This window comes from Lysinibacillus sp. FW301-JW8, assembly GCF_058788755.1.
Window position 1 is genome coordinate 21,706 of sequence record NZ_JBYTBB010000015.1, and the last position, 18,313, is coordinate 40,018.

The 18,313-nt window shown below is 38.7% G+C and carries 21 protein-coding genes; 3 read left to right on the forward strand and 18 right to left on the reverse strand.

The window, feature by feature from the left end; all coding sequences use genetic code 11:
• Nucleotides 1-6 precede the first annotated feature (6 nt).
• The 5 genes from resA to AC3WOM_RS08405 form a co-directional block, all read right to left on the reverse strand.
• Nucleotides 7-546 carry a thiol-disulfide oxidoreductase ResA gene (resA, locus tag AC3WOM_RS08385; protein ID WP_427546714.1) on the reverse strand — a complete coding sequence of 180 codons (540 nt, stop codon included), beginning with the start codon at nucleotides 544-546 and terminating at the stop codon, nucleotides 7-9.
• A 334-nt stretch (nucleotides 547-880) separates the two neighbouring features.
• Entirely contained in the window at nucleotides 881-1,612 is a 732-nt protein-coding gene (locus AC3WOM_RS08390; RefSeq protein WP_492446149.1) for a pseudouridine synthase, read from the reverse strand.
• A 350-nt stretch (nucleotides 1,613-1,962) separates the two neighbouring features.
• Complete coding sequence (locus tag AC3WOM_RS08395; protein ID WP_427546708.1) at nucleotides 1,963-3,033, reverse strand: D-alanyl-D-alanine carboxypeptidase family protein; 1,071 nt, start codon at nucleotides 3,031-3,033, stop codon at nucleotides 1,963-1,965.
• A 219-nt stretch (nucleotides 3,034-3,252) separates the two neighbouring features.
• Nucleotides 3,253-3,846 (reverse strand): SMC-Scp complex subunit ScpB, encoded by a 594-nt coding sequence (gene scpB, locus AC3WOM_RS08400; RefSeq protein ID WP_492446239.1) that lies wholly within the window; start codon nucleotides 3,844-3,846, stop codon nucleotides 3,253-3,255.
• Nucleotides 3,818-4,597, reverse strand: a complete 780-nt coding sequence (locus AC3WOM_RS08405) for a segregation/condensation protein A (protein ID WP_492446152.1) — start codon at nucleotides 4,595-4,597, stop codon at nucleotides 3,818-3,820. The genes scpB and AC3WOM_RS08405 overlap by 29 nt, the downstream gene beginning before the upstream one ends.
• A gap of 56 nt (nucleotides 4,598-4,653) precedes the next feature.
• Between AC3WOM_RS08405 and AC3WOM_RS08410 the strand changes: the two genes are divergently transcribed.
• Nucleotides 4,654-5,157 (forward strand): DUF309 domain-containing protein, encoded by a 504-nt coding sequence (locus AC3WOM_RS08410; RefSeq protein WP_492446154.1) that lies wholly within the window; start codon nucleotides 4,654-4,656, stop codon nucleotides 5,155-5,157.
• On the opposite strand, the gene AC3WOM_RS08415 is transcribed toward AC3WOM_RS08410, so the two are convergent.
• The 12 genes from AC3WOM_RS08415 to AC3WOM_RS08470 all read right to left on the reverse strand — a co-directional run bounded on the left by AC3WOM_RS08415 (nucleotide 5,154) and on the right by AC3WOM_RS08470 (nucleotide 16,232).
• Nucleotides 5,154-5,528 carry a GNAT family N-acetyltransferase gene (locus AC3WOM_RS08415; protein ID WP_427546697.1) on the reverse strand — a complete coding sequence of 125 codons (375 nt, stop codon included), beginning with the start codon at nucleotides 5,526-5,528 and terminating at the stop codon, nucleotides 5,154-5,156. The genes AC3WOM_RS08410 and AC3WOM_RS08415 overlap by 4 nt on opposite strands.
• Before the next feature lie 199 nt (nucleotides 5,529-5,727).
• Complete coding sequence (gene lysA, locus AC3WOM_RS08420; RefSeq protein WP_427546695.1) at nucleotides 5,728-7,047, reverse strand: diaminopimelate decarboxylase; 1,320 nt, start codon at nucleotides 7,045-7,047, stop codon at nucleotides 5,728-5,730.
• 427 nt (nucleotides 7,048-7,474) lie between these two features.
• The gene (locus AC3WOM_RS08425) at nucleotides 7,475-8,917 is read right to left on the reverse strand and encodes a spore germination protein (protein ID WP_492446157.1); all 1,443 of its coding nucleotides are present in this window, start codon (nucleotides 8,915-8,917) and stop codon (nucleotides 7,475-7,477) included.
• A gap of 15 nt (nucleotides 8,918-8,932) precedes the next feature.
• On the reverse strand, nucleotides 8,933-9,676 hold the full coding sequence (sigF, locus tag AC3WOM_RS08430) for an RNA polymerase sporulation sigma factor SigF (RefSeq protein ID WP_492446241.1): 744 nt from the start codon (nucleotides 9,674-9,676) through the stop codon (nucleotides 8,933-8,935).
• 58 nt (nucleotides 9,677-9,734) lie between these two features.
• Nucleotides 9,735-10,175 carry an anti-sigma F factor gene (gene spoIIAB, locus AC3WOM_RS08435; protein WP_427546689.1) on the reverse strand — a complete coding sequence of 147 codons (441 nt, stop codon included), beginning with the start codon at nucleotides 10,173-10,175 and terminating at the stop codon, nucleotides 9,735-9,737.
• Nucleotides 10,168-10,521 carry an anti-sigma F factor antagonist gene (gene spoIIAA / locus AC3WOM_RS08440; protein ID WP_427546686.1) on the reverse strand — a complete coding sequence of 118 codons (354 nt, stop codon included), beginning with the start codon at nucleotides 10,519-10,521 and terminating at the stop codon, nucleotides 10,168-10,170. The genes spoIIAB and spoIIAA overlap by 8 nt, the downstream gene beginning before the upstream one ends.
• Before the next feature lie 366 nt (nucleotides 10,522-10,887).
• On the reverse strand, nucleotides 10,888-12,138 hold the full coding sequence (locus AC3WOM_RS08445) for a thymidine phosphorylase (RefSeq protein WP_492446159.1): 1,251 nt from the start codon (nucleotides 12,136-12,138) through the stop codon (nucleotides 10,888-10,890).
• Between the two features lie 12 nt (nucleotides 12,139-12,150).
• Nucleotides 12,151-13,332 (reverse strand): phosphopentomutase, encoded by a 1,182-nt coding sequence (gene deoB / locus AC3WOM_RS08450; RefSeq protein WP_492446161.1) that lies wholly within the window; start codon nucleotides 13,330-13,332, stop codon nucleotides 12,151-12,153.
• Nucleotides 13,333-13,422: 90 nt separating this feature from the next.
• On the reverse strand, nucleotides 13,423-14,325 hold the full coding sequence (gene xerD / locus AC3WOM_RS08455; protein WP_427546678.1) for a site-specific tyrosine recombinase XerD: 903 nt from the start codon (nucleotides 14,323-14,325) through the stop codon (nucleotides 13,423-13,425).
• Between the two features lie 195 nt (nucleotides 14,326-14,520).
• Nucleotides 14,521-14,985 carry a ferric iron uptake transcriptional regulator gene (fur, locus tag AC3WOM_RS08460; RefSeq protein ID WP_049668617.1) on the reverse strand — a complete coding sequence of 155 codons (465 nt, stop codon included), beginning with the start codon at nucleotides 14,983-14,985 and terminating at the stop codon, nucleotides 14,521-14,523.
• Between the two features lie 124 nt (nucleotides 14,986-15,109).
• Nucleotides 15,110-15,622 (reverse strand): hypothetical protein, encoded by a 513-nt coding sequence (locus AC3WOM_RS08465; RefSeq protein ID WP_427546675.1) that lies wholly within the window; start codon nucleotides 15,620-15,622, stop codon nucleotides 15,110-15,112.
• Between the two features lie 73 nt (nucleotides 15,623-15,695).
• Complete coding sequence (locus AC3WOM_RS08470; RefSeq protein ID WP_492446162.1) at nucleotides 15,696-16,232, reverse strand: NUDIX domain-containing protein; 537 nt, start codon at nucleotides 16,230-16,232, stop codon at nucleotides 15,696-15,698.
• Nucleotides 16,233-16,308: 76 nt separating this feature from the next.
• Between AC3WOM_RS08470 and AC3WOM_RS08475 the strand changes: the two genes are divergently transcribed.
• Nucleotides 16,309-17,208: an aldo/keto reductase gene (locus tag AC3WOM_RS08475; RefSeq protein WP_492446164.1), complete on the forward strand. Its 900-nt coding sequence runs from the start codon at nucleotides 16,309-16,311 to the stop codon at nucleotides 17,206-17,208.
• Nucleotides 17,205-17,660 carry a VanZ family protein gene (locus AC3WOM_RS08480; protein ID WP_492446165.1) on the forward strand — a complete coding sequence of 152 codons (456 nt, stop codon included), beginning with the start codon at nucleotides 17,205-17,207 and terminating at the stop codon, nucleotides 17,658-17,660. The genes AC3WOM_RS08475 and AC3WOM_RS08480 overlap by 4 nt, the downstream gene beginning before the upstream one ends.
• A 386-nt stretch (nucleotides 17,661-18,046) precedes the next feature.
• Here the strand turns inward: AC3WOM_RS08480 and AC3WOM_RS08485 are convergent, their stop codons facing one another.
• Nucleotides 18,047-18,313: a YqkE family protein gene (locus AC3WOM_RS08485; RefSeq protein WP_492446167.1), complete on the reverse strand. Its 267-nt coding sequence runs from the start codon at nucleotides 18,311-18,313 to the stop codon at nucleotides 18,047-18,049.

Here is an 18,313-nt window from a genome sequence, read left to right on the forward strand (position 1 = left end):
AGTCATTTACTCCTCATTCGGCTTCACTAATTCCATGTACGAAGCGATATTTGCCTCCGTCATTTCACCCGTAATAATTTTCGCTACCTTACCCTCTGGATCAATAAGGACCGTTGCTGGTAATTGTCCAACATTGTAGGCAGTCATAACACTTTTCGTTTTGTCAATAACTACTGGGAATGTTAAGTCGTATCTATCGACAAAATTCTGTACTTCAAAATCTGTTTGTGCAATATTGACAGCCAATGTTTGTACACCTTGGTTTTTAAACGATTTATACTGACGGTCCATTGCAGGCATTTCCTTTTCACATGGCTTACACCAAGTTCCCCAGAAGTTCAAAAATACCCCCTGCCCTTTATAATCAGACAGTTTATGTTTCTCACCGTTTAAATCTACTAACGTGAAGTCCGGTGCTTTAGAGCCTACTGCTACTAACTCTACCTTCTCCTTTGTCGCTGTTCCATATACAGTGTACCCAATTGCACAGACCAAAACTGCTAAAATAATGGTACGGATGACGAGACGTTTTTTCTTTTTCTCCAAGTTAATAAACCCCCTATCAATTACGGCTTAGAGTAACATTTATTGACGCTAAGCTTTTATGTATAGATTCCTTATTTTTTGTATAGCTATTATGTTTGTCGAATTCTATACAATGCAATTGCTTGTGCGCCCAAAAAGCTACCAGTCAGAAGTGAATACTACTTCGACTAGATGAAACTAATGTAGGTGTACTGTTCTCACCTATTATAGCAAAATGATACAAAAACGCTTAGCTAATAATTATGAATGATTTATGAACGATTACACCACTAAGAAAGTGAAAACATCACCATACGGATAGTGGTATACTCACTTTCTACAGGTATATGTTCAATTAACCGATTTTCCCTGTCTCTGCTAACACTCTTAATTGCTTCACTTCATGCTTTGTCAATTCACGATACTCTCCAGGTGCCAGACCATATAAATCTAAAAAAGCAAAGCGCTCACGTTTTAATTTGACAACAGGTGTACCAATTGCCTCAAACATGCGGCGCACTTGACGGTTTCGCCCTTCGTGAATAGTAATTTCACAAATCGCTTTACCAGCTTTCTCGTCAAAGGAGGTCATACTCGCCATCGCTGGTGCCGTTTTACCATCCTCTAGCTTAATTCCTCGTTGCAGCTTTTTTAAACCTTCAATCGTTGGAACACCTTTGACACGTGCAATATAAGTTTTGTCGATTTTAAATTTCGGGTGCGTCAACATATAGGAAAATTCCCCATCATTTGTCAGCAATAATAAGCCAGATGTATCATAATCAAGACGTCCTACTGGGAAAATACGTTGCGGAATATGCTTAAATAAATCTGTGACAGTTTTGCGTCCTTTATCATCTGTTACAGCTGAAATGGTTCCACGAGGTTTATATAATAAGTAATAAACCTTATCCTCTTTTTCAAGTTTTACGCCCTCAACTTCAATCGTATCTGAGTTGGACACCTTTGTACCTAGCTCACGTACTACAACGCCGTTCACTTTTACTTTACCTTCTAAAATCAATTGCTCCGCCTTACGCCTTGATGCAACACCTGCATATGCAATGACCTTTTGTAATCTTTCCATACTTTCACCTCTAGTTTTCATTCGCAATGGCATACATGCCAATTTATAAACCTCATACAATCTTCAATCAGGTTATTTTTCCCGCTAATCTGTGAAAATTATGTCATACTTTTGTGTATTATTAAAGAAAAACTAATTATGAATAAGTAATTAGAGTATTTGAAATAATTTTTTATTAGCTAGTTTCTTTAATTTTTAGCACTTATATTTACTTTAGATCCTTTTTATTCAGATTTAGTATGCTCGTTTCTGTTAATGATAAAGCGACAGTGACTCTAAAATTTTCCTTTCATAATTCACATCATATTAATGGACATTCAAATGTCATAAAAAAAATCAGCGTCTCGCTTTTAACGATCCGCTGATTCAACAGTTACTGCCTTTGCATATATTCGTTCCTCACCGATAAAAATCGATAGGACAGCCTCTTGTCGTTTCCTTGAAACATGTAACACTTGCCTTACACTATCTTTTTCCTCTTTAGTTAGCTGTAATCGAATTGGTTGCTCTAATCGAATAGCTACCTTTTTGTTTACATTATATTTCCCTTTTTTCACCACTGTCTCAAGATTGTATTCTTCCCACACTTTATTAGCTAGCCCTCGATGTACATTCCAATCATCGGATTCATTCAGTGTGACAACAATACAAGTTTGCCCGTCATTTTGAAAGGCAGTAGCAAGTGTGCGACCAGCAACCTTCGTAAAACCTGTTTTTCCAGCAAAGGCTGTACCCGTTGCCGTTTTTAAGGAACTCACTGGCTGTTTCATTTCGTCATCTAAGTTAGTAGCAGTCCCTGCGCCCTCTCGTAATAAACGATGCTTATTTTCCCAAAGCATTCCATTTTCTGTATCAGCCCGATATAAAACAGTTGATGCAATTGACTTGAAGGTATTATTTTGAAGGGCAATCCTCAGCATCTCTGCAGTATCCCTAGCTGATGATAGATGCTCATCATGATGTAAGCCAGAAGGATTCATAAAAACGGTATTTGTGAGACCAGCTACAACAGCTCGCTCATTCATTAATTTGACAAACCCTTCTACTGACCCTCCAGCATGCTCTGCTAAAGCTGTTGCTGCATCATTTCCTGAGCGTAGCATTAAACCATATAATAGCGTTTCAACCGTCACCTTTTCACCTGCTTGCAAGTAAATTGATGAGCCTTCAGCCATCGCAGCCCTTGGTGAAATAACCACTTCTTCCTGAAGATCACTATTTTCAATAGCAACAAGCGCTGTCCAAATTTTTGTTAAGCTGGCAATGGGTAGCCGTGCATCACTATTTGATTCTAATAAAACACGGCCTGTATCCCCATCAAGGACAGCATATCCGCTGCCTCCTCTTGCTAGGCTGGTTTGCGGAAGCATAAGTATTAACACGACAGATATGAACAATAGTACACGTACTAACCGAAGCAACTAGCCACTCCTTATTAAAAGTAATAGGAAAATATAGATAACATAAAACCTAATTTAATGATAGGTTTCTCTTCCATCTATTCGTTAGCTCAACTAATTGAGCTACTATAGGGATTCTTGCACTTCTATTTCAACTTCTATTTGAAAGGAAATCTCACAATATGTTTATGTTAGATACATATTTATGTTGAAAGCAATGTATGATATACCTTTTATATGTTACTTTATCCCACTAAAAGTTTCTTGGAATTTCGTCATAAATAAATCTGTTTCCTGCTCTGTTTCAGCATTATCATCTTCAGGCAGAGGCGGCATTTCTTCAATACTATTTAATCCAAAGTAGTTTAAAAACTCTTTAGTGGTCCCATATAGAATTGCACGACCTGTCCCTTCTGAACGGCCAACCTCTTTAATTAACGCTCTAGAAACAAGCGTTTGTATAGGCCTTTCACACTTCACACCGCGCAAATCTTCTATGGCTACACGTGTAATTGGCTGCTTATAGGCCACTATCGCAAGTACCTCAAGTGACGCTTGAGATAATGATTGGACAGTAGGATTTTCTACTAATCTTTGAATAGCATCTGCAAGCTCAGACTTTGTTATTAGCTGATAAACACCTGCCATCTCTTTGACGGTTATGCCCCTCGCTAAATCCTCCTCATAGCTTACACGTAATGCCTGCATAGCCTGTACAACAGGTTCTTCGGCCTCGCCTAATAGCTGTGATAATTGTTTGATGGTTAAACCATCATCTCCGACAACAAATAATAAAGCTTCAATTTTACTCTGCAGCATCATTGTTTTCGTCATCATCCCAATCCTCCTTCTGTAAGGTAACCGTTAATTCTTCAAAGTTACCGTCTTGCTCTACGATGACGACCTGACGTTTCATCAGCTCAAGTAGTGATAAAAACGTCAGAATAAGCGTTGGCTTATCTTCATAGGGAAAAAGCGCGAAAAATGATGCACGTCCACCTGTGGAACGTAATGAATCAACAACTGAGCGCATTTGGTCACGCACTGAACGCTCCTGTCTTGCAACAGTTGTCTTTAATGGTTTTTTTAATTTCTTTCGACGCATCAGCTTTTGAAAGGCACCTAGCATATCAAAGATGTTGACATTCATATCAAATAACGCCATTTGCTCATCTGAGGCTAATCCTGATAAATCTGCTGGCGGTCGTGTAAATACTTGTGCTCGGTCCGTTTCGAGCTCTTGTAGATTACTAGCCGCTTCCTTATATTTCTTATACTCAATTAAACGTAGTACAAGTTCTTCACGAGGGTCTGGACCATCCACTTCTAATTCGGCATCCTCCAGCTCACCTTCATGAATCGGCAAGAGCATACGGCTTTTAATTGCCAATAACGTTGCAGCCATCACTAAATATTCACTAGCTTCATTTAACTCCAGTACTTGCATAGCATGTATATGGTCAATATATTGTTGAGTAATTTCAGCCATTGGGATATCATAGATATCAATTTCCAACCTATGAATTAAATGCAATAATAAATCAAGAGGCCCTGAAAAGGCATCTAATTTTACTTCATAAGACATTGTTTTACCACCCTGTGTTTCTAATGTTCTTTTAGTATAGTGGAAAGGAGTCCAAAATGCATCCACAGCATCATACTTTATTTATCGACTACTGTGCATATTTCAATGGCAATCAAGATTTTTTTGAATGTCATGAAGTTCTTGAGGAATACTGGAAGGATATTGCTCCAGGTGATAAAAAACATCCTCTCGTAGGATATGTACAGCTTGCAACAGGCCTATATCATTGGCGGCGTCACAATTATACTGGCGCGGCACGAATCCTCGAGAAAGCATTCAATAATTTTCGATCTAATAGTAATGATATCTTTTTTACAGAAATTAACTACGATAAACTAATGTTACAACTTGCCGAGATGCTTTCTGCTATCCACACAGGTAGATCCTTCAAAGCCTTTCTGTTACCCCTTTCTCCTGCATTGGAAGATTTGACAATCGCTCGCATACAACTTTTACCAACAAGTAACGCTAACTATCTTCTTCATAAACATATGCTTCGAGATCGCTCACATATTCTTGCAGAGAGACAAGAAAGCAAACATAGAAAAAGCAGACGTTAATGCTCGTCTGCTTCTTCATCCATACAATTTATACATTTTCGAACAAATTTTCGTGTTTCATCCGTTGCGCGCACACTTTCGAACTGACCAAGTTCAGCCACTTCCTGCAGCATTTCCTTCGCAACGCCCTCTCCTCTGTAAGAAGGGACAACGGATACATGCTGAATCGTAGCAATATTATTATCGTCAGTTACAAGTCCGACAATGCCAACATACTCATCGTTTTTTTTCCATAAATATAATACCCAGTTATCATTATTTTCATAGGAGTGGATTGTCTCTTTGAGCTTTTTTATGTCTTTTTCGTTAGGCATAAACGAGAGTAGCCCCATTGCTATTTTCTCGAAAGCTTTTTTATATCGAATTAACATATTTGTCTATTCCCTCTTTTTCTAGCTGTACATAATCTTTGACTATCCTACACGATTTGTACTTTTACCGCAAGCCAATTTCTGTCTTACGAACCAGGTCCAAGTATTCCTTTAGACGCCAACACCCAATAAAGTACGCCCCACAATAAGATAAAAACTGAAATGGACGCTAGTAAAACCCATTTATTTTTCCTCAAATTTACTCACCCTTTTTTAACGTAAGCGGGAGATCGTTTTGTACAATATCTTCAAAACTTTCGCGTCGAATTGCTAACTGATGCTTACCATCTTCTACGAACACTACAGCTGGGCGTGGAACACGATTGTAGTTACTTGCCATAGAATATCCGTACGCGCCAGTACAGAAGATTGCTAATACATCTTCAGAAGCTGCTTCCTGAAGTTTTGCATCGATAATTAATTTATCACCAGATTCGCAAAGCTTCCCAGCCACCGTATATGTTTCACTTTTTGGTTCACTTGCTTTATTTGCAATAACAGCCTCATATTTCGCATCATATAGTGCTGGACGGATATTATCACTCATGCCTCCATCTATAGCAATATATTTACGTACATCTGGCACTGTTTTTTGTGAACCAATCGTATAAAGAGATGTACCTGCATCGCCTACAAGTGAACGACCTGGTTCAATCCAAATTTCCGGCATTTTAAGTCCAAGCACAGTCGCTTTATTTTTGACAACTGTAATCATATCTTCTACATATACTTGTGGCTCAAGAGGTGCGTCTTCTTCTGTATAACGAATTCCGAAGCCTCCTCCTAAGTTTAACACAGTACATGTAAAATCGTGAACCTTGTTCCAATCCGAAATTTTATCGATTAATTTTTCACCCGCTAAGCCAAAGCCAGCTGTGTCAAAAATTTGTGAGCCAATATGGCAGTGTAAACCTAGAAGTTCTAAATATTGATGGTTAAATGTTTGTTGGAATGCTTCATCTGCTTGACCATTATTTAAATCGAAGCCAAATTTAGAATCCGCTTGACCTGTCGTAATAAAATCATGCGTATGTGCTTCGACACCTGGAGTAACACGTAGTAAAATACGCATTTTTTGTTGTAGGCGCTCTGAAATTTCTTTTAATAATTGAATTTCATAGAAATTATCTACGACAATACAACCTATTTTGGCATCGAAGGCTAACTCTAATTCAGCTATGCTTTTATTGTTACCATGGAAATGAATACGCTCAACAGGGAATCCAGCTTTTAATGCTGTAAATAATTCTCCTCCTGAGACTACATCTAATGATAAATTTTCCTCGGCCGCTAATTGGTACACAGCTACACATGCAAAGGCCTTTGAAGCATAAGCTACTTCTGCTTTAACGCCTAGTTTTTTAAACGTATCAATAAAGCCGCGTGCACGCTTACGAATAAGCGCTGTATCGTACACAAATAAAGGTGTACCGTATTCTTTGGCAAGCTCTAGTGTATCTACCTGTCCTATTGTTAAATGACCTTTTTCAGAAATTGCTTGTGTCCCATATAAATGCATGTGCATCTCTCCCTTTTCACATCGTTCCATTCTGTGATTCATCACATGAAAATTTTATTGCGCTTGTTTGAATACTACAATATTTTATAGCACTCAAACAATCCTTCATGCTTATCTTCCGTTCACAAATTCGTATCTGTATGAATCAATTTCGCCTTGGCGTAATTGCGTCCGGATTTTGAATTGTGCCTGCACAATTCATTCCTTTGAAAATTCGTGACATCCGCCGGAGGCTTTATCTTCATTCAGTAGGTTTTTGGACACCCACAGAAAAGAAAGCAAAACTGCATTCATCTCACCACCTGTAGAGATGGGAGTCTTCTACTGAATGAAGATAATCCATTTGCTGTATGAAGATAATTTTTGCAAAAATCACAAAATACTATATGTGAACTTTATCACATGAAAAAAACGAGTGCAACGGCTCCTATGATCTTTTTCGCTGTTTGGAAGCGACTACATAAGGTCTTAGTGCATCTGCTGTCATCGGGAAACGGATCAGCACACGAAGCATCGCCACTGGAAAGAATGGAATTAACGGCCAAAGATAAGGCGCCTGCATCGGACGTAATGAACATAAATACGTAAATAATAGAAAAATACCTATAAATAATCCGTTCACACCCCAAAGACCTGTCATAATTAACAACACTAATCTAAAGAGCTTCACAGAGATACTTAGCTCATAGGTCGGAATAATAAATGTTAGAATAGCAGCAACAGCGGTATATAACACAACCTCTGACGAGAACAATCCTACATCAATGGCAATTTGGCCAATAATTACCCCTGCAACTAAGCCCATCGCAGTAGACAATGGGGACGGGGTATGAATGGCGGCCATCCTCAAAAACTCAATCCCTATATCACCAATTAGAATTTGCAGCAATAATGGAATATGTGATTTTTTCTCTTCACCTAAAAAGGAAATTGCATCAGGCAAGATGGATGGATTTGTTGCAAATACATACCATAGAGGTAATAAAAGTAAACCCATAATGGCTCCAAAATAACGCATAAATCGAACAAAGGTGCCAACTATTGGTGCCTGTCTATACTCCTCAGCATGCTGCAGTAAATGAAACACAGTTGCAGGAACAATAATGACTGAAGGGGATGTATCCACAATGAGTGCAATATGTCCTTCTAGTAAATGCGCTGCAACAATATCTGGTCGTTCTGAGTAACGTACAAAAGGAACTGGATGAAACTTCTGTTTAAACAACCATTCTTCTAGTGATTTATCAGTCATAGTCAAGCCATCATGATGAATTTGTCTAATGCGCTGTCGCAATTTATCGAGCGTTTCATCATTTGCAATACCCTTTATAAACGCTAACGCGACATCGGTTTGACCGATTTCGGATATTTTATGTAGCTCGAAACGTAAATTACTATTGCGAATTCGCCGACGAACCAAAGCAGCATTTTGTGAAATTCCTTCAATAAAACCATCCCTAGATCCCCGAATAACTTTTTCATTATCAGGTTCCTCAGGTGTACGTCCAGGATAGCTACGAATCTCTGCAACATAGCCGTAACCACTTTTAGTTACAAAGGCTACCTGTCCACTTAATATGGCTAATAAAATGGCTTCGCGTTTTGTTTCCTCTGAACGACCTTGGTAATTGAAATATGCTTCAAAATACTCCTTTTCATCCTCAATACCAATATCCTCTTCTGGCAACATATTAGATAGTAATTGCGTTAACACTATCCCATCCACAAGTCCGCTTATATATACACAAAGAACCGGCAAATCTTTGACAAATACACGCTTGATTGTAACGTCAAATGATTCGCCGTCACCAAATTGCTCTATAAGAAAATTTTCGGCTTCTTCTAAGCTGTTAAATAATTTATTTGTCATGCTGTCACCATTTTCTTAGTTGTCTTTTTTTATTTCTTCCTCTTCTAAAGTGGCACTTGTGGCCATCCAGGTTTTTAATTGAGCAAGAATCTTTTTCTCTAACCGTGATACCTGCACTTGTGAAATACCCAATCTAGTGGCAATTTCTGTTTGGGTACAATCTGAGAAATAGCGCAAATAGATTATCGATTGCTCTCGTGGATCAAGTCTAGTTAATACCTCTTTAAGCGGAATATAGTCAAAAGGCTGTTCAGATTTTTCATCCTTCATTTGATCCATTAATGTAATGGAATCTCCTTCACTTTCATACAATTGTTCATGTAAGGAAGCTGGATCTCTCAGAGCATCTGAAGCTGTCACAATTTCCTCAGCCGTGACACCAAGTACCTGTGCTAATTCCTGAATGGTAGGTGGGTGCTCATTATTTTTAATGAACTCATCCGTTGCGTGACGAATTTTAAAATTTAACTCTCGAATAGAGCGGCTCACCTTCACCATCCCATCATCCCTAAGAAAGCGCTGAATTTCTCCAATAATCATCGGTACCGCATATGTCGAAAATTTTACATCATACGTTAAATCGAATTTATCCACGGATTTCATAAGACCTATACAGCCTATTTGGAATAAATCCTCAAGCTCCACACCTCTAGTTGTAAAGCGTTGTACGATGGACCACACAAGTCTCGTATTTCCTTCAATCATACGTTTACGAGCCTCATGATCGCCCTGCTGTGCACGCGCAATTAAATCACGCATTTCTTCCTGTGACAATAGCTTATCGGACGACTGTTCTAACGGCTTCACAATCTTTACCTCACATTACCGGTGTGCGAACCGAGTAAAATTTTTTGGTAAATGTAACCGTAGTGCCCTCTTGCCATTTAGAAATTACTGTTAATTGATCAGAAAAGCTATCCATGATTGTGAAGCCCATGCCTGAACGCTCTAATGTACTTTTCGTTGTAAATAACGGCTCCATTGCTTGGCTTACATCCTCAATACCAGTACCTTTATCCATAACAGACACCGTTACAATATCATCCTCACGTTTTGCATGAACTGTAACAACGCCTTTGCCATTCTCTTCATAGCCGTGAATAATAGCATTGGAAACAGCCTCTGAAACAACGGTTTTAAATTCAGATAGCTCATCAATTGTTGGATCTAATTGCGCGATAAAGCCCGTCACAGCTACACGTGCCAAAGCCTCATTTTCACTAATTGCTAAAAAAGTTAATGTCATTTCATTATCCATTTACAATCCCCCTAACTCGTTCAATCGCTTCTTCTTCTGTTGCATCCATCATCCATGGCCCTAAACCTGAAAATTGAAATACTTTTCGCATTGTCGGCGATGGATTTAATAAAATTGTTCGACCAGCCACTGCCTCTAACTCACGCATCCGGCCAAGTACTAAACCTACACCTGAGCTATCCATAAAGGAAAGTCCCTCTAGGTTCCAAATAATCGTTGATACAGTACCTTGAAAAATGGCTGTAGAAATTTTTGCTCGAATTTGCTCTACCGCATGATGATCGAGCTCCCCAAATAACCGTATTACCACAGTCTCTCTTGTTACCATTTCTAATTGAAAATGCATGAACATCGCCTCCTCCTCGTGCAATTCCACATTTGATGCGGTGATTCCTTGCGGCTGACAGAACTAGTGCAAAGTCTTCCGAAATAGTGTCAAATCGACATACTGATAGCTTTTTAGGTTAAGTGCAGTATGGGATAAATCAACATTTTTTAAACCCTATATACTTTATTAAGTACTAGCAATATTTTGAGTATCTATCCGCCACATTGACTCTTTTATCCATCAGTTCATTGAGTCTATACACCACTTTAGCTCTGCTATCCATCTAACCATTGAGTCTATCCGTCACTTTAGCTCTTCTATTTGTAACATAACAAAAAGCGAGAACCCTCTTTTCCTAAAAAGAGAGTTCTCGCTCCAAAATATTTATGCAATTGTATAGGCTTTTTGTACTTTATCTACTGTTTCCTCATCAATTTCGCGATTTGAATATAAATAAGCAATCGCCTCGTCTGCACTTACCTGATCACCTTTTTTGGCAAGCAATTGGATACCAGCATCGTAATCAAGCTCTGATTCCTTCGTTAATCGACCTGCACCAAGAGAAACACTGGCTTCTCCGATTAACAGGGCATTAATTGTTGCTACAGTGCCCTCAGCAGGCGCCTTGACAGCTACTTTATTTACTGTATCTTTCTGCACAATATCGTCTAAATCGCCACTCTGTGCCACAATAAATTCTTCAAATTTTACCGCTGCTGAACCGTCCTCTATTACACGCTTTACAGCTACTGTTGCCTCTGGCTCATTTACACCGGCTGCAACCTGATACATTAATGATGAGATAATAATACATTCCTCAAGTAGATCCTCATGTGTTTCATCCATATGGCCTTTAAGTAACGCATAAGCCTCCACTACCTCTAGCTTATTTCCAATCATTTTCCCTAACGGATTATCCATATCACTTATATGAGCAACGACTTTTCGCCCTAGCTTTTCACCAATTGCAGTCATCGTGTCAGCTAAAATCTGAGCTTCCTGTTCCGTCTTCATAAATGCACCAGAGCCACATTTTACATCTAATACAATGCCATCCGCACCACTTGCAATTTTCTTACTCATAATTGATGCCGCAATAAGCGGAATGGAATCGACAGTACCTGTCACATCCCGCAGTGCATACAACTTTTTGTCAGCTGGTACGAGATTACCCGTTTGACCAGCCACCGCAATTTTATGTTTATTGACATTGTCGATAAATTCCTGTGAGGAAAGCTCTGTCTTAAACCCTCGAACAGACTCTAATTTATCGATTGTCCCTCCAGTAATACCTAGACCCTTACCACTAAATTTTGCCACTGGAATGTCTAATGCAGCAATTATTGGCGTGACAATAAGTGTGACTTTATCACCTACCCCACCAGTCGAGTGTTTATCTATTTTAAAGCCCTCAATAGATGTTAAATCAATAACATCTCCGGATTCTATCATTGCCTTTGTTAAATAAAATGTTTCATCATCTGTCATGCCCAATAAACGTATCGCCATTAGTAAAGAGCTTGCTTGATAGTCAGGGATTGAACCTGTCGTATAGCCTTCTACGAAATATTGAATTTCAGCCTGTGATAGCTCCTTGCCATGCTTTTTCTTTTCAAATAGCTGCGCCATATTCATACGAAAATCCCCCTATTTCAGTTCATTTAAGAAACTTTTACCGAATGCTGGTGCTTCGACATTGAAGTTTTCAGCAATTGTTGCTGCAATATCTGCAAAAGTTTCACGTAGAGCAAGCTCATGTCCACCGTTAAAACGTGGTGAATAGATAATTAATGGTACAAATTCACGCGTATGATCTGTGCCATGGAATGTTGGATCATTGCCGTGGTCGGCTGTAATAATAAGCAAATCATCCTCTGTCATAGCCTCAGTAATTTCTGGTAATCGAGCATCGAATTCCTGTAATGCATGTCCATAGCCTAATGGATCACGTCGATGTCCGAAATTGGCATCAAAGTCTACTAAGTTTAAAAAGCTGATTCCGTGGAAATCACGGCGCACAACCTCCGCAAATTTGTCCATACCATCCATATTATTTTTCGTACGAACTGCATCTGTAACACCTTCACCGTTGAAAATATCAGAGATTTTTCCGATAGCGATTACATCTAAGCCTGCATCCTTTAATACATTCATCGTTGTACGACCAAAAGGCTTTAACGCATAGTCATGACGATTAGATGTACGTGTAAAGCTCCCAGGGGTACCTATAAATGGACGAGCAATAACACGGCCCACTAAATATTTTGGTTGTAGCGTTAGCTCACGTGCTATTTCACAAATTTTATAGAGCTCCTCCACTGGAATAATTTCTTCATGTGCAGCAATTTGCAGAACTGGGTCAGCTGAGGTGTAAACAATAATTGCACCTGTATCCATATGTTCCTTCCCAAAGTCCTCGATGACTTGTGTACCACTCGCAGGTTTGTTGCACAGTACTTTTCGGCCTGTTCGTTTTTCGAGCTCCACAATCAACTCTGCAGGGAACCCTTCTGGATATACTTTAAAGGGTTTATCAATATTTAGCCCCATGATTTCCCAATGACCTGTCATTGTATCTTTACCAACAGATGCTTCCTGCATTTTTCCATAGTATGCCTTTGGTTCTTCTGCTGCCTGCATACCTTGTAGTGGTTCAATATTCGCTAAGCCCAAAGCTTCCATATGAGGCATTGTAAGCCCATTCATTTTTTCAGCGATATGACCAAGTGTATGTGAACCAACATCGCCAAAGTTCGCTGCGTCTGGGGCTTCACCAATTCCCACTGAGTCCAAAACTACTACATGAATTTTATTAAATAGTTTATTCATAATTGTTGCCTCCTAATCTCATGACTCTATTTTACCAAAAAAAAGCGAAAAATAAAGGTCAGACATCCGACTAACATACAATTTACATTCTTAAGCTCGTGGATGAAACTGCTTATAAACCTCTGATAGTCTTGTTTTACTAATATGTGTATAGATTTGTGTTGTAGAAATATCCGCATGACCAAGCATCTCCTGCACGGCTCTTAAATCCGCACCGTTTTCTACTAAATGCGTTGCAAATGAATGACGTAATGTATGTGGTGTTAACTCGTGTTGGATACCTGCCTTTAAAGCATGCTCCTTCATTAATTTCCAACAACCCTGTCTTGTTAAACGTTTCCCTCGTTGATTGATAAAAAAAGCATCTGTCTTTGGATATTTACCTTGTAATTGACCTCGAGCACTATTTAAATAGTTATTTAATGCAGAAAGAGCGCTTTTTCCAAGGGGGATGATACGCTCCTTTCCTCCCTTACCAAAAACACGGACAAAGCCCATTGTTAGATGAATATCTGATAAATCCAATGCGATCAACTCACTAATCCTCATTCCTGAGCCATATAACAATTCCAGCATTGCCACATCACGCACACCTTGGGGCTTGCTACGATTTGGTGCCATTAATAACGCTTCAATTTCTTCAATAGAAAGGATATTTGGCAGCTTTTGCTCAATTGTTGGCATCTCTAAATGCACTGTTGGGTCTGTTTCAGCACGCTTTTCTCGCAGTAAAAATTGATGTAAGCTACGAATAGATGAGATATGGCGGGCAACTGTACGGCTTGTCTTCCCTTGCATCCGTAATTGCTCCAAATGACGTAATATGGTCGTTCTCTCCACCTTGCGAAAATCTGACATTGCCTCTACTTCCTGCAAAAAAACCACATAATTTTCTAAATCTCGGCGATAGGATGCTAAAGTATTGTCAGATAACTGCCGTTCAACTTGGATAAAATGGATGTAATCCTCTATAGCATATTGAAATTCATTCATCATAACGCCCCCTCAATAACTGTCAATTATTCTCTATTTTAGCACGCCTCCTAAAATTGTGCTTAAATGCCCACCTGAACTATTCATTAGATTAATAGTTTAATCCATTATGGTATGATCAGTGGCTATGTATGCAGAAAACAAAAAACTGCCCGATTCAATCTATAACTTAAGATTAAAACAGACAGTTTCTCGTTATTTTTCTTCATTCGATTCGTCGTTTTTATCATGACAGCGCCAGCAAATGCCGTGGAAAGTTAGTCGGTGATCCTTTATGATAAAGTTCCAACGCTTTTCAACAACGGCTTCCACATCTTCAAGTAAATCTTCCTGAATTTCATCTACCGCACCACATTCGATACAAACTAGATGATGGTGGAAATGCGCAGCACCCTCTTGGCGTAAATCATAGCGTGATACGCCATCGCCAAAGTTGATTTTGTCGACAACTTTGAGCTCAGTTAGTAACTCTAACGTTCTATAGACAGTGGCTAGACCAATCTCAGGTGCCTTTTCTTTTACTAAAAGATACACATCTTCTGCACTTAAGTGGTCTTCTTCATGCTCAAGCAGTACAGCAACTGTTGCTTCTCGCTGCGGCGTCAGCTTATAACTTGCACTATGCAACTGTTTTTTTATTCGATCAATTCGGCTCTCCATGTGACGCCCCCCTAAACTCTTTCCATTATACCAAAGGAGTAAATCCTATTACAAGATAGTGAATAGATTTCAAATATGCTTTTGCAAGTTTTTACATCATGCTAACTTTGTGAATGTGAACCTATTATTTTAATACATATGAAATAACAATAAACTCAGCCACTATTATGATGAAAAACGCAACAAAATTCAACAAAATTGTTCGACCAGGTACCATTTTCCCGATTTTTCTCTTTGACCAAGCAGGTACAAGTAAATTGCATAGGATTAGCAACAATATACAATAGATGAGCTGAAATGGAAACCACCAAATCGTATAAACCCAAAAAGCTTCAAGTTTTTGTAATAAAAAAACTGAACTAAAGCCAAAAAAGGTTGCACGCATTGCCACTGTTACTCGTACTAAAACCTTTAGGACACTATGAGTTGCCAGCAATAATACAAGAGCTACTGAAACGGCAACTGGTAGTACTAATCGAAATATAGAATGCCTGTCCCCATCTGCTAAACGAGGCTCTATAAATAATATAAAAGGCTCCGCATTCGGCCCACCGATAATGTGAAAGAAGATAACGCCACAAACAAAACTCACAGCTATAATGGAAGCGTGATAAAATGTAGACACCGTACGAGACATAAACATGCTCCTTTTCTATCAAGGTTTGTACAGCTTATGCTCGTCCGTCTCTATTATGCTAAAGATTATTTTCTTATTGTGTCGCAAGCCAAAGTACTGCAAACGCTGTTTTAGCATCATAAATACGCTCATCTACAATCATTTGTTGGGCTTCTTCCAACGAAACTTCTAATAATTCGACAAACTCATCTTCATCTAAATCTGCTTTGTTGTCAATTTTATATAAATCTTTTGCGATAAAAAGATGAATCACCTCATCTGCAAAGCCAGGAGAAGTTGCAAATGCTTGTAAAAAGGTAAAGCATTGTGCACCGTATCCTGTTTCCTCCTCTAACTCGCGACGTGCTGTCATCATTGGCTCCTCACCAGGTTCAAGCTTGCCAGCTGGAATTTCAATAATTGATCGTTCAAGAGCTTTACGATACTGCTCCACTAACACTAACTTACCTTCTGCAGTAACAGCAATCACCGCTACGGCGCCTGGATGCTTAATAATTTCACGTTTCGCCACCTGACCATTCGGTAATGTGACATCATCAATTTGTAATTTTACAATTTTCCCATCATAAATAGCTGTAGTCTTTATCGTTTTTTCCTCAAACTTTTTCATTGACGATAACCTCGCTTGTTCTTCAGATATGTTCATTGTACCATTACAGATAGAGAAATCGAAGGAGGTCATTTGCATGAAAAAAAGACAGCTTGGTTCTAGTGAATTGTTTATTTCTGAAATCAGTTTAGGAGGTATGTCTCTTTCGACAGATAAAAGTAAGGCTGCTGGTATTGTCGATATGGCACTGGATGCTGGCATTAATTATTTCGATACAGCCGATTTATATGATTTTGGGGCAAACGAAGAAATGATTGGCTCAATTTTAGGAAAGCGTCGTCAACATGTAAAACTAGCAACAAAAGTAGGAAATCGTTGGAATGAGAATAAAGAAGGTTGGTATTGGGATGCATCGCCTTCCTATATAAATGAAGCCGTACGCGCTAGCTTGAAACGACTTGGTACTGATTATATTGATGTTTATCAGCTACATGGCGGTACCTTAGAGGATGATTGGGATGGAATTATAGAGACTTTTGAAGATTTAAAAAAGGATGGTCTAATCAGAGAATATGGTATTTCATCTATTCGACCAAATGTGCTTAAACGTTTTTTACCAGCTAGCTCTGCGAAAAGTGTGATGATGCAATATAGTGCCTTGGATCGTCGTCCAGAGGAATGGCTTGATTTTATCGCCAAAGAAGGTGCCTCTGTTGTAACACGCGGTACTGTTGCCAAGGGTTTACTAACGAATAGTTGGCAAGAGCGTTTGCAGCATGGTAGCAGCTATAACACATATACAGCCGAGGAATTAACAGCAGCATTACAAAACTTAGCCTTACAATATAATGATTTACATGCACTAGCCATTGCCTTTAATCTAAAGGAATCTGCTATTGCCTCAACAGTGATAGGTGCAAGCTCCCAGGAACAGCTAGCGCAAACTCTCGCAGCCTATGAAAAAATAGATTCCATATCCAACTTTACAGCAGCCAATAAGTTAACAAAAGCGGAACTCTATTTAGAACACCGATGAAGAAATGGCTTGTCTTGGTAGTATTTTTGTTGGTGTTAATTATTTCATCCAGCATGACCTATGAGCAACAAAGTATATTGCCAGAATTAGAGGATATCTTAGCAAATAAACCTTTTGAGAGACAATTATCTTTATTACAAATACCATATTGGGACACAGTCGTTTCTGTTGAAGAGCGTGGTTATTTTAAATTTGTTGAATTTTTAATTCGAAAATTAACACATTTTGTAGGTTTCGGTTGTATTGCACTTGGTATTTACTTTGTATGGGGCAAACGCCGATTTCCGGCATCAGTGGCAATTGTAGGAACAGCTATAATTGCTATGCTTGATGAGTTTCGTCAAAGCTTTACACCGGGACGTATGATGAGCGGGCAGGATGTTCTTGTCGATACGGCTGGAGCCATTGTTTTTGTGGGGATTGTTATATTTGTTAAGAATTTAAGAAAGTAGAGCATTTTATTTAAAGTAATCCTACTTTTTCAACCGCAAAGATAATTGTTTGTAAAACGTTAGATCAGTTAAAAATAATTAACAGAAGGGAGCAATTTGAATAAAAAAATTCAATTAAACTCTCCTGAATTTGATCGTGTATTGAAAAATTTATCACTAACTCCCACACTTCAAAAAAAGTGCTTGAAATCGTTAATTCTGGTGTGCAAATTTCACCAACTATTATAAAGGAAGCTTTAAAAAATGGGAGAGTACATTAGAACTACTAGAAATCCTATTTTTAAATACTATCGAATTTATTAAAACAATTGAGACAAATTTTGCTATAAAATAGCTTTCTATAAATATAAAAACAGTGAACCCGCATGTGGATTCACTGTTTTCTTCTAAAATTTTGAACCTTTATCGCCATATTCGTTTAGTAATTCCTCAAACGATTTGTTCTTTTCACGTTGCTTACGCTCAAAGGCTAGTTTGGCTTGGCGTTCTTCTTCAGCCGCCTGCTCCTTCGCTGTTAAATCCTGTTTAGCTGCCTTTAACTTAGCAAGCACATCTCCACCGAGCTGATCCGCTAAGGTCATGGCCTCCTGCTTTGGTAAAGTAGCTGTCAAACTACCATCCATACGTTGTTGTTGTTTTCGTTTTTTACCCAT

What these genes read in the sequence shown, in the direction of transcription:
- AC3WOM_RS08390 (WP_492446149.1), bottom strand. Translation starts at nt 1,612, where the DNA reads ATGGAAAGATTACAAAAGGTCATTGCATATGCAGGTGTTGCATCAAGG.
- scpB (WP_492446239.1), bottom strand. Translation starts at nt 3,846, where the DNA reads ATGACGAAAACAATGATGCTGCAGAGTAAAATTGAAGCTTTATTATTT.
- AC3WOM_RS08405 (WP_492446152.1), bottom strand. Translation starts at nt 4,597, where the DNA reads ATGTCTTATGAAGTAAAATTAGATGCCTTTTCAGGGCCTCTTGATTTA.
- AC3WOM_RS08410 (WP_492446154.1), top strand. Translation starts at nt 4,654, where the DNA reads ATGCATCCACAGCATCATACTTTATTTATCGACTACTGTGCATATTTC.
- AC3WOM_RS08415 (WP_427546697.1), bottom strand. Translation starts at nt 5,528, where the DNA reads ATGTTAATTCGATATAAAAAAGCTTTCGAGAAAATAGCAATGGGGCTA.
- lysA (WP_427546695.1), bottom strand. Translation starts at nt 7,047, where the DNA reads ATGCATTTATATGGGACACAAGCAATTTCTGAAAAAGGTCATTTAACA.
- AC3WOM_RS08425 (WP_492446157.1), bottom strand. Translation starts at nt 8,917, where the DNA reads ATGACAAATAAATTATTTAACAGCTTAGAAGAAGCCGAAAATTTTCTT.
- sigF (WP_492446241.1), bottom strand. Translation starts at nt 9,676, where the DNA reads ATGCGTGATTTAATTGCGCGTGCACAGCAGGGCGATCATGAGGCTCGT.
- spoIIAB (WP_427546689.1), bottom strand. Translation starts at nt 10,175, where the DNA reads ATGGATAATGAAATGACATTAACTTTTTTAGCAATTAGTGAAAATGAG.
- spoIIAA (WP_427546686.1), bottom strand. Translation starts at nt 10,521, where the DNA reads ATGCATTTTCAATTAGAAATGGTAACAAGAGAGACTGTGGTAATACGG.
- AC3WOM_RS08445 (WP_492446159.1), bottom strand. Translation starts at nt 12,138, where the DNA reads ATGAATATGGCGCAGCTATTTGAAAAGAAAAAGCATGGCAAGGAGCTA.
- deoB (WP_492446161.1), bottom strand. Translation starts at nt 13,332, where the DNA reads ATGAATAAACTATTTAATAAAATTCATGTAGTAGTTTTGGACTCAGTG.
- xerD (WP_427546678.1), bottom strand. Translation starts at nt 14,325, where the DNA reads ATGAATGAATTTCAATATGCTATAGAGGATTACATCCATTTTATCCAA.
- fur (WP_049668617.1), bottom strand. Translation starts at nt 14,985, where the DNA reads ATGGAGAGCCGAATTGATCGAATAAAAAAACAGTTGCATAGTGCAAGT.
- AC3WOM_RS08465 (WP_427546675.1), bottom strand. Translation starts at nt 15,622, where the DNA reads ATGTCTCGTACGGTGTCTACATTTTATCACGCTTCCATTATAGCTGTG.
- AC3WOM_RS08470 (WP_492446162.1), bottom strand. Translation starts at nt 16,232, where the DNA reads ATGAAAAAGTTTGAGGAAAAAACGATAAAGACTACAGCTATTTATGAT.
- AC3WOM_RS08475 (WP_492446164.1), top strand. Translation starts at nt 16,309, where the DNA reads ATGAAAAAAAGACAGCTTGGTTCTAGTGAATTGTTTATTTCTGAAATC.
- AC3WOM_RS08480 (WP_492446165.1), top strand. Translation starts at nt 17,205, where the DNA reads ATGAAGAAATGGCTTGTCTTGGTAGTATTTTTGTTGGTGTTAATTATT.
- AC3WOM_RS08485 (WP_492446167.1), bottom strand. Translation starts at nt 18,313, where the DNA reads ATGGGTAAAAAACGAAAACAACAACAACGTATGGATGGTAGTTTGACA.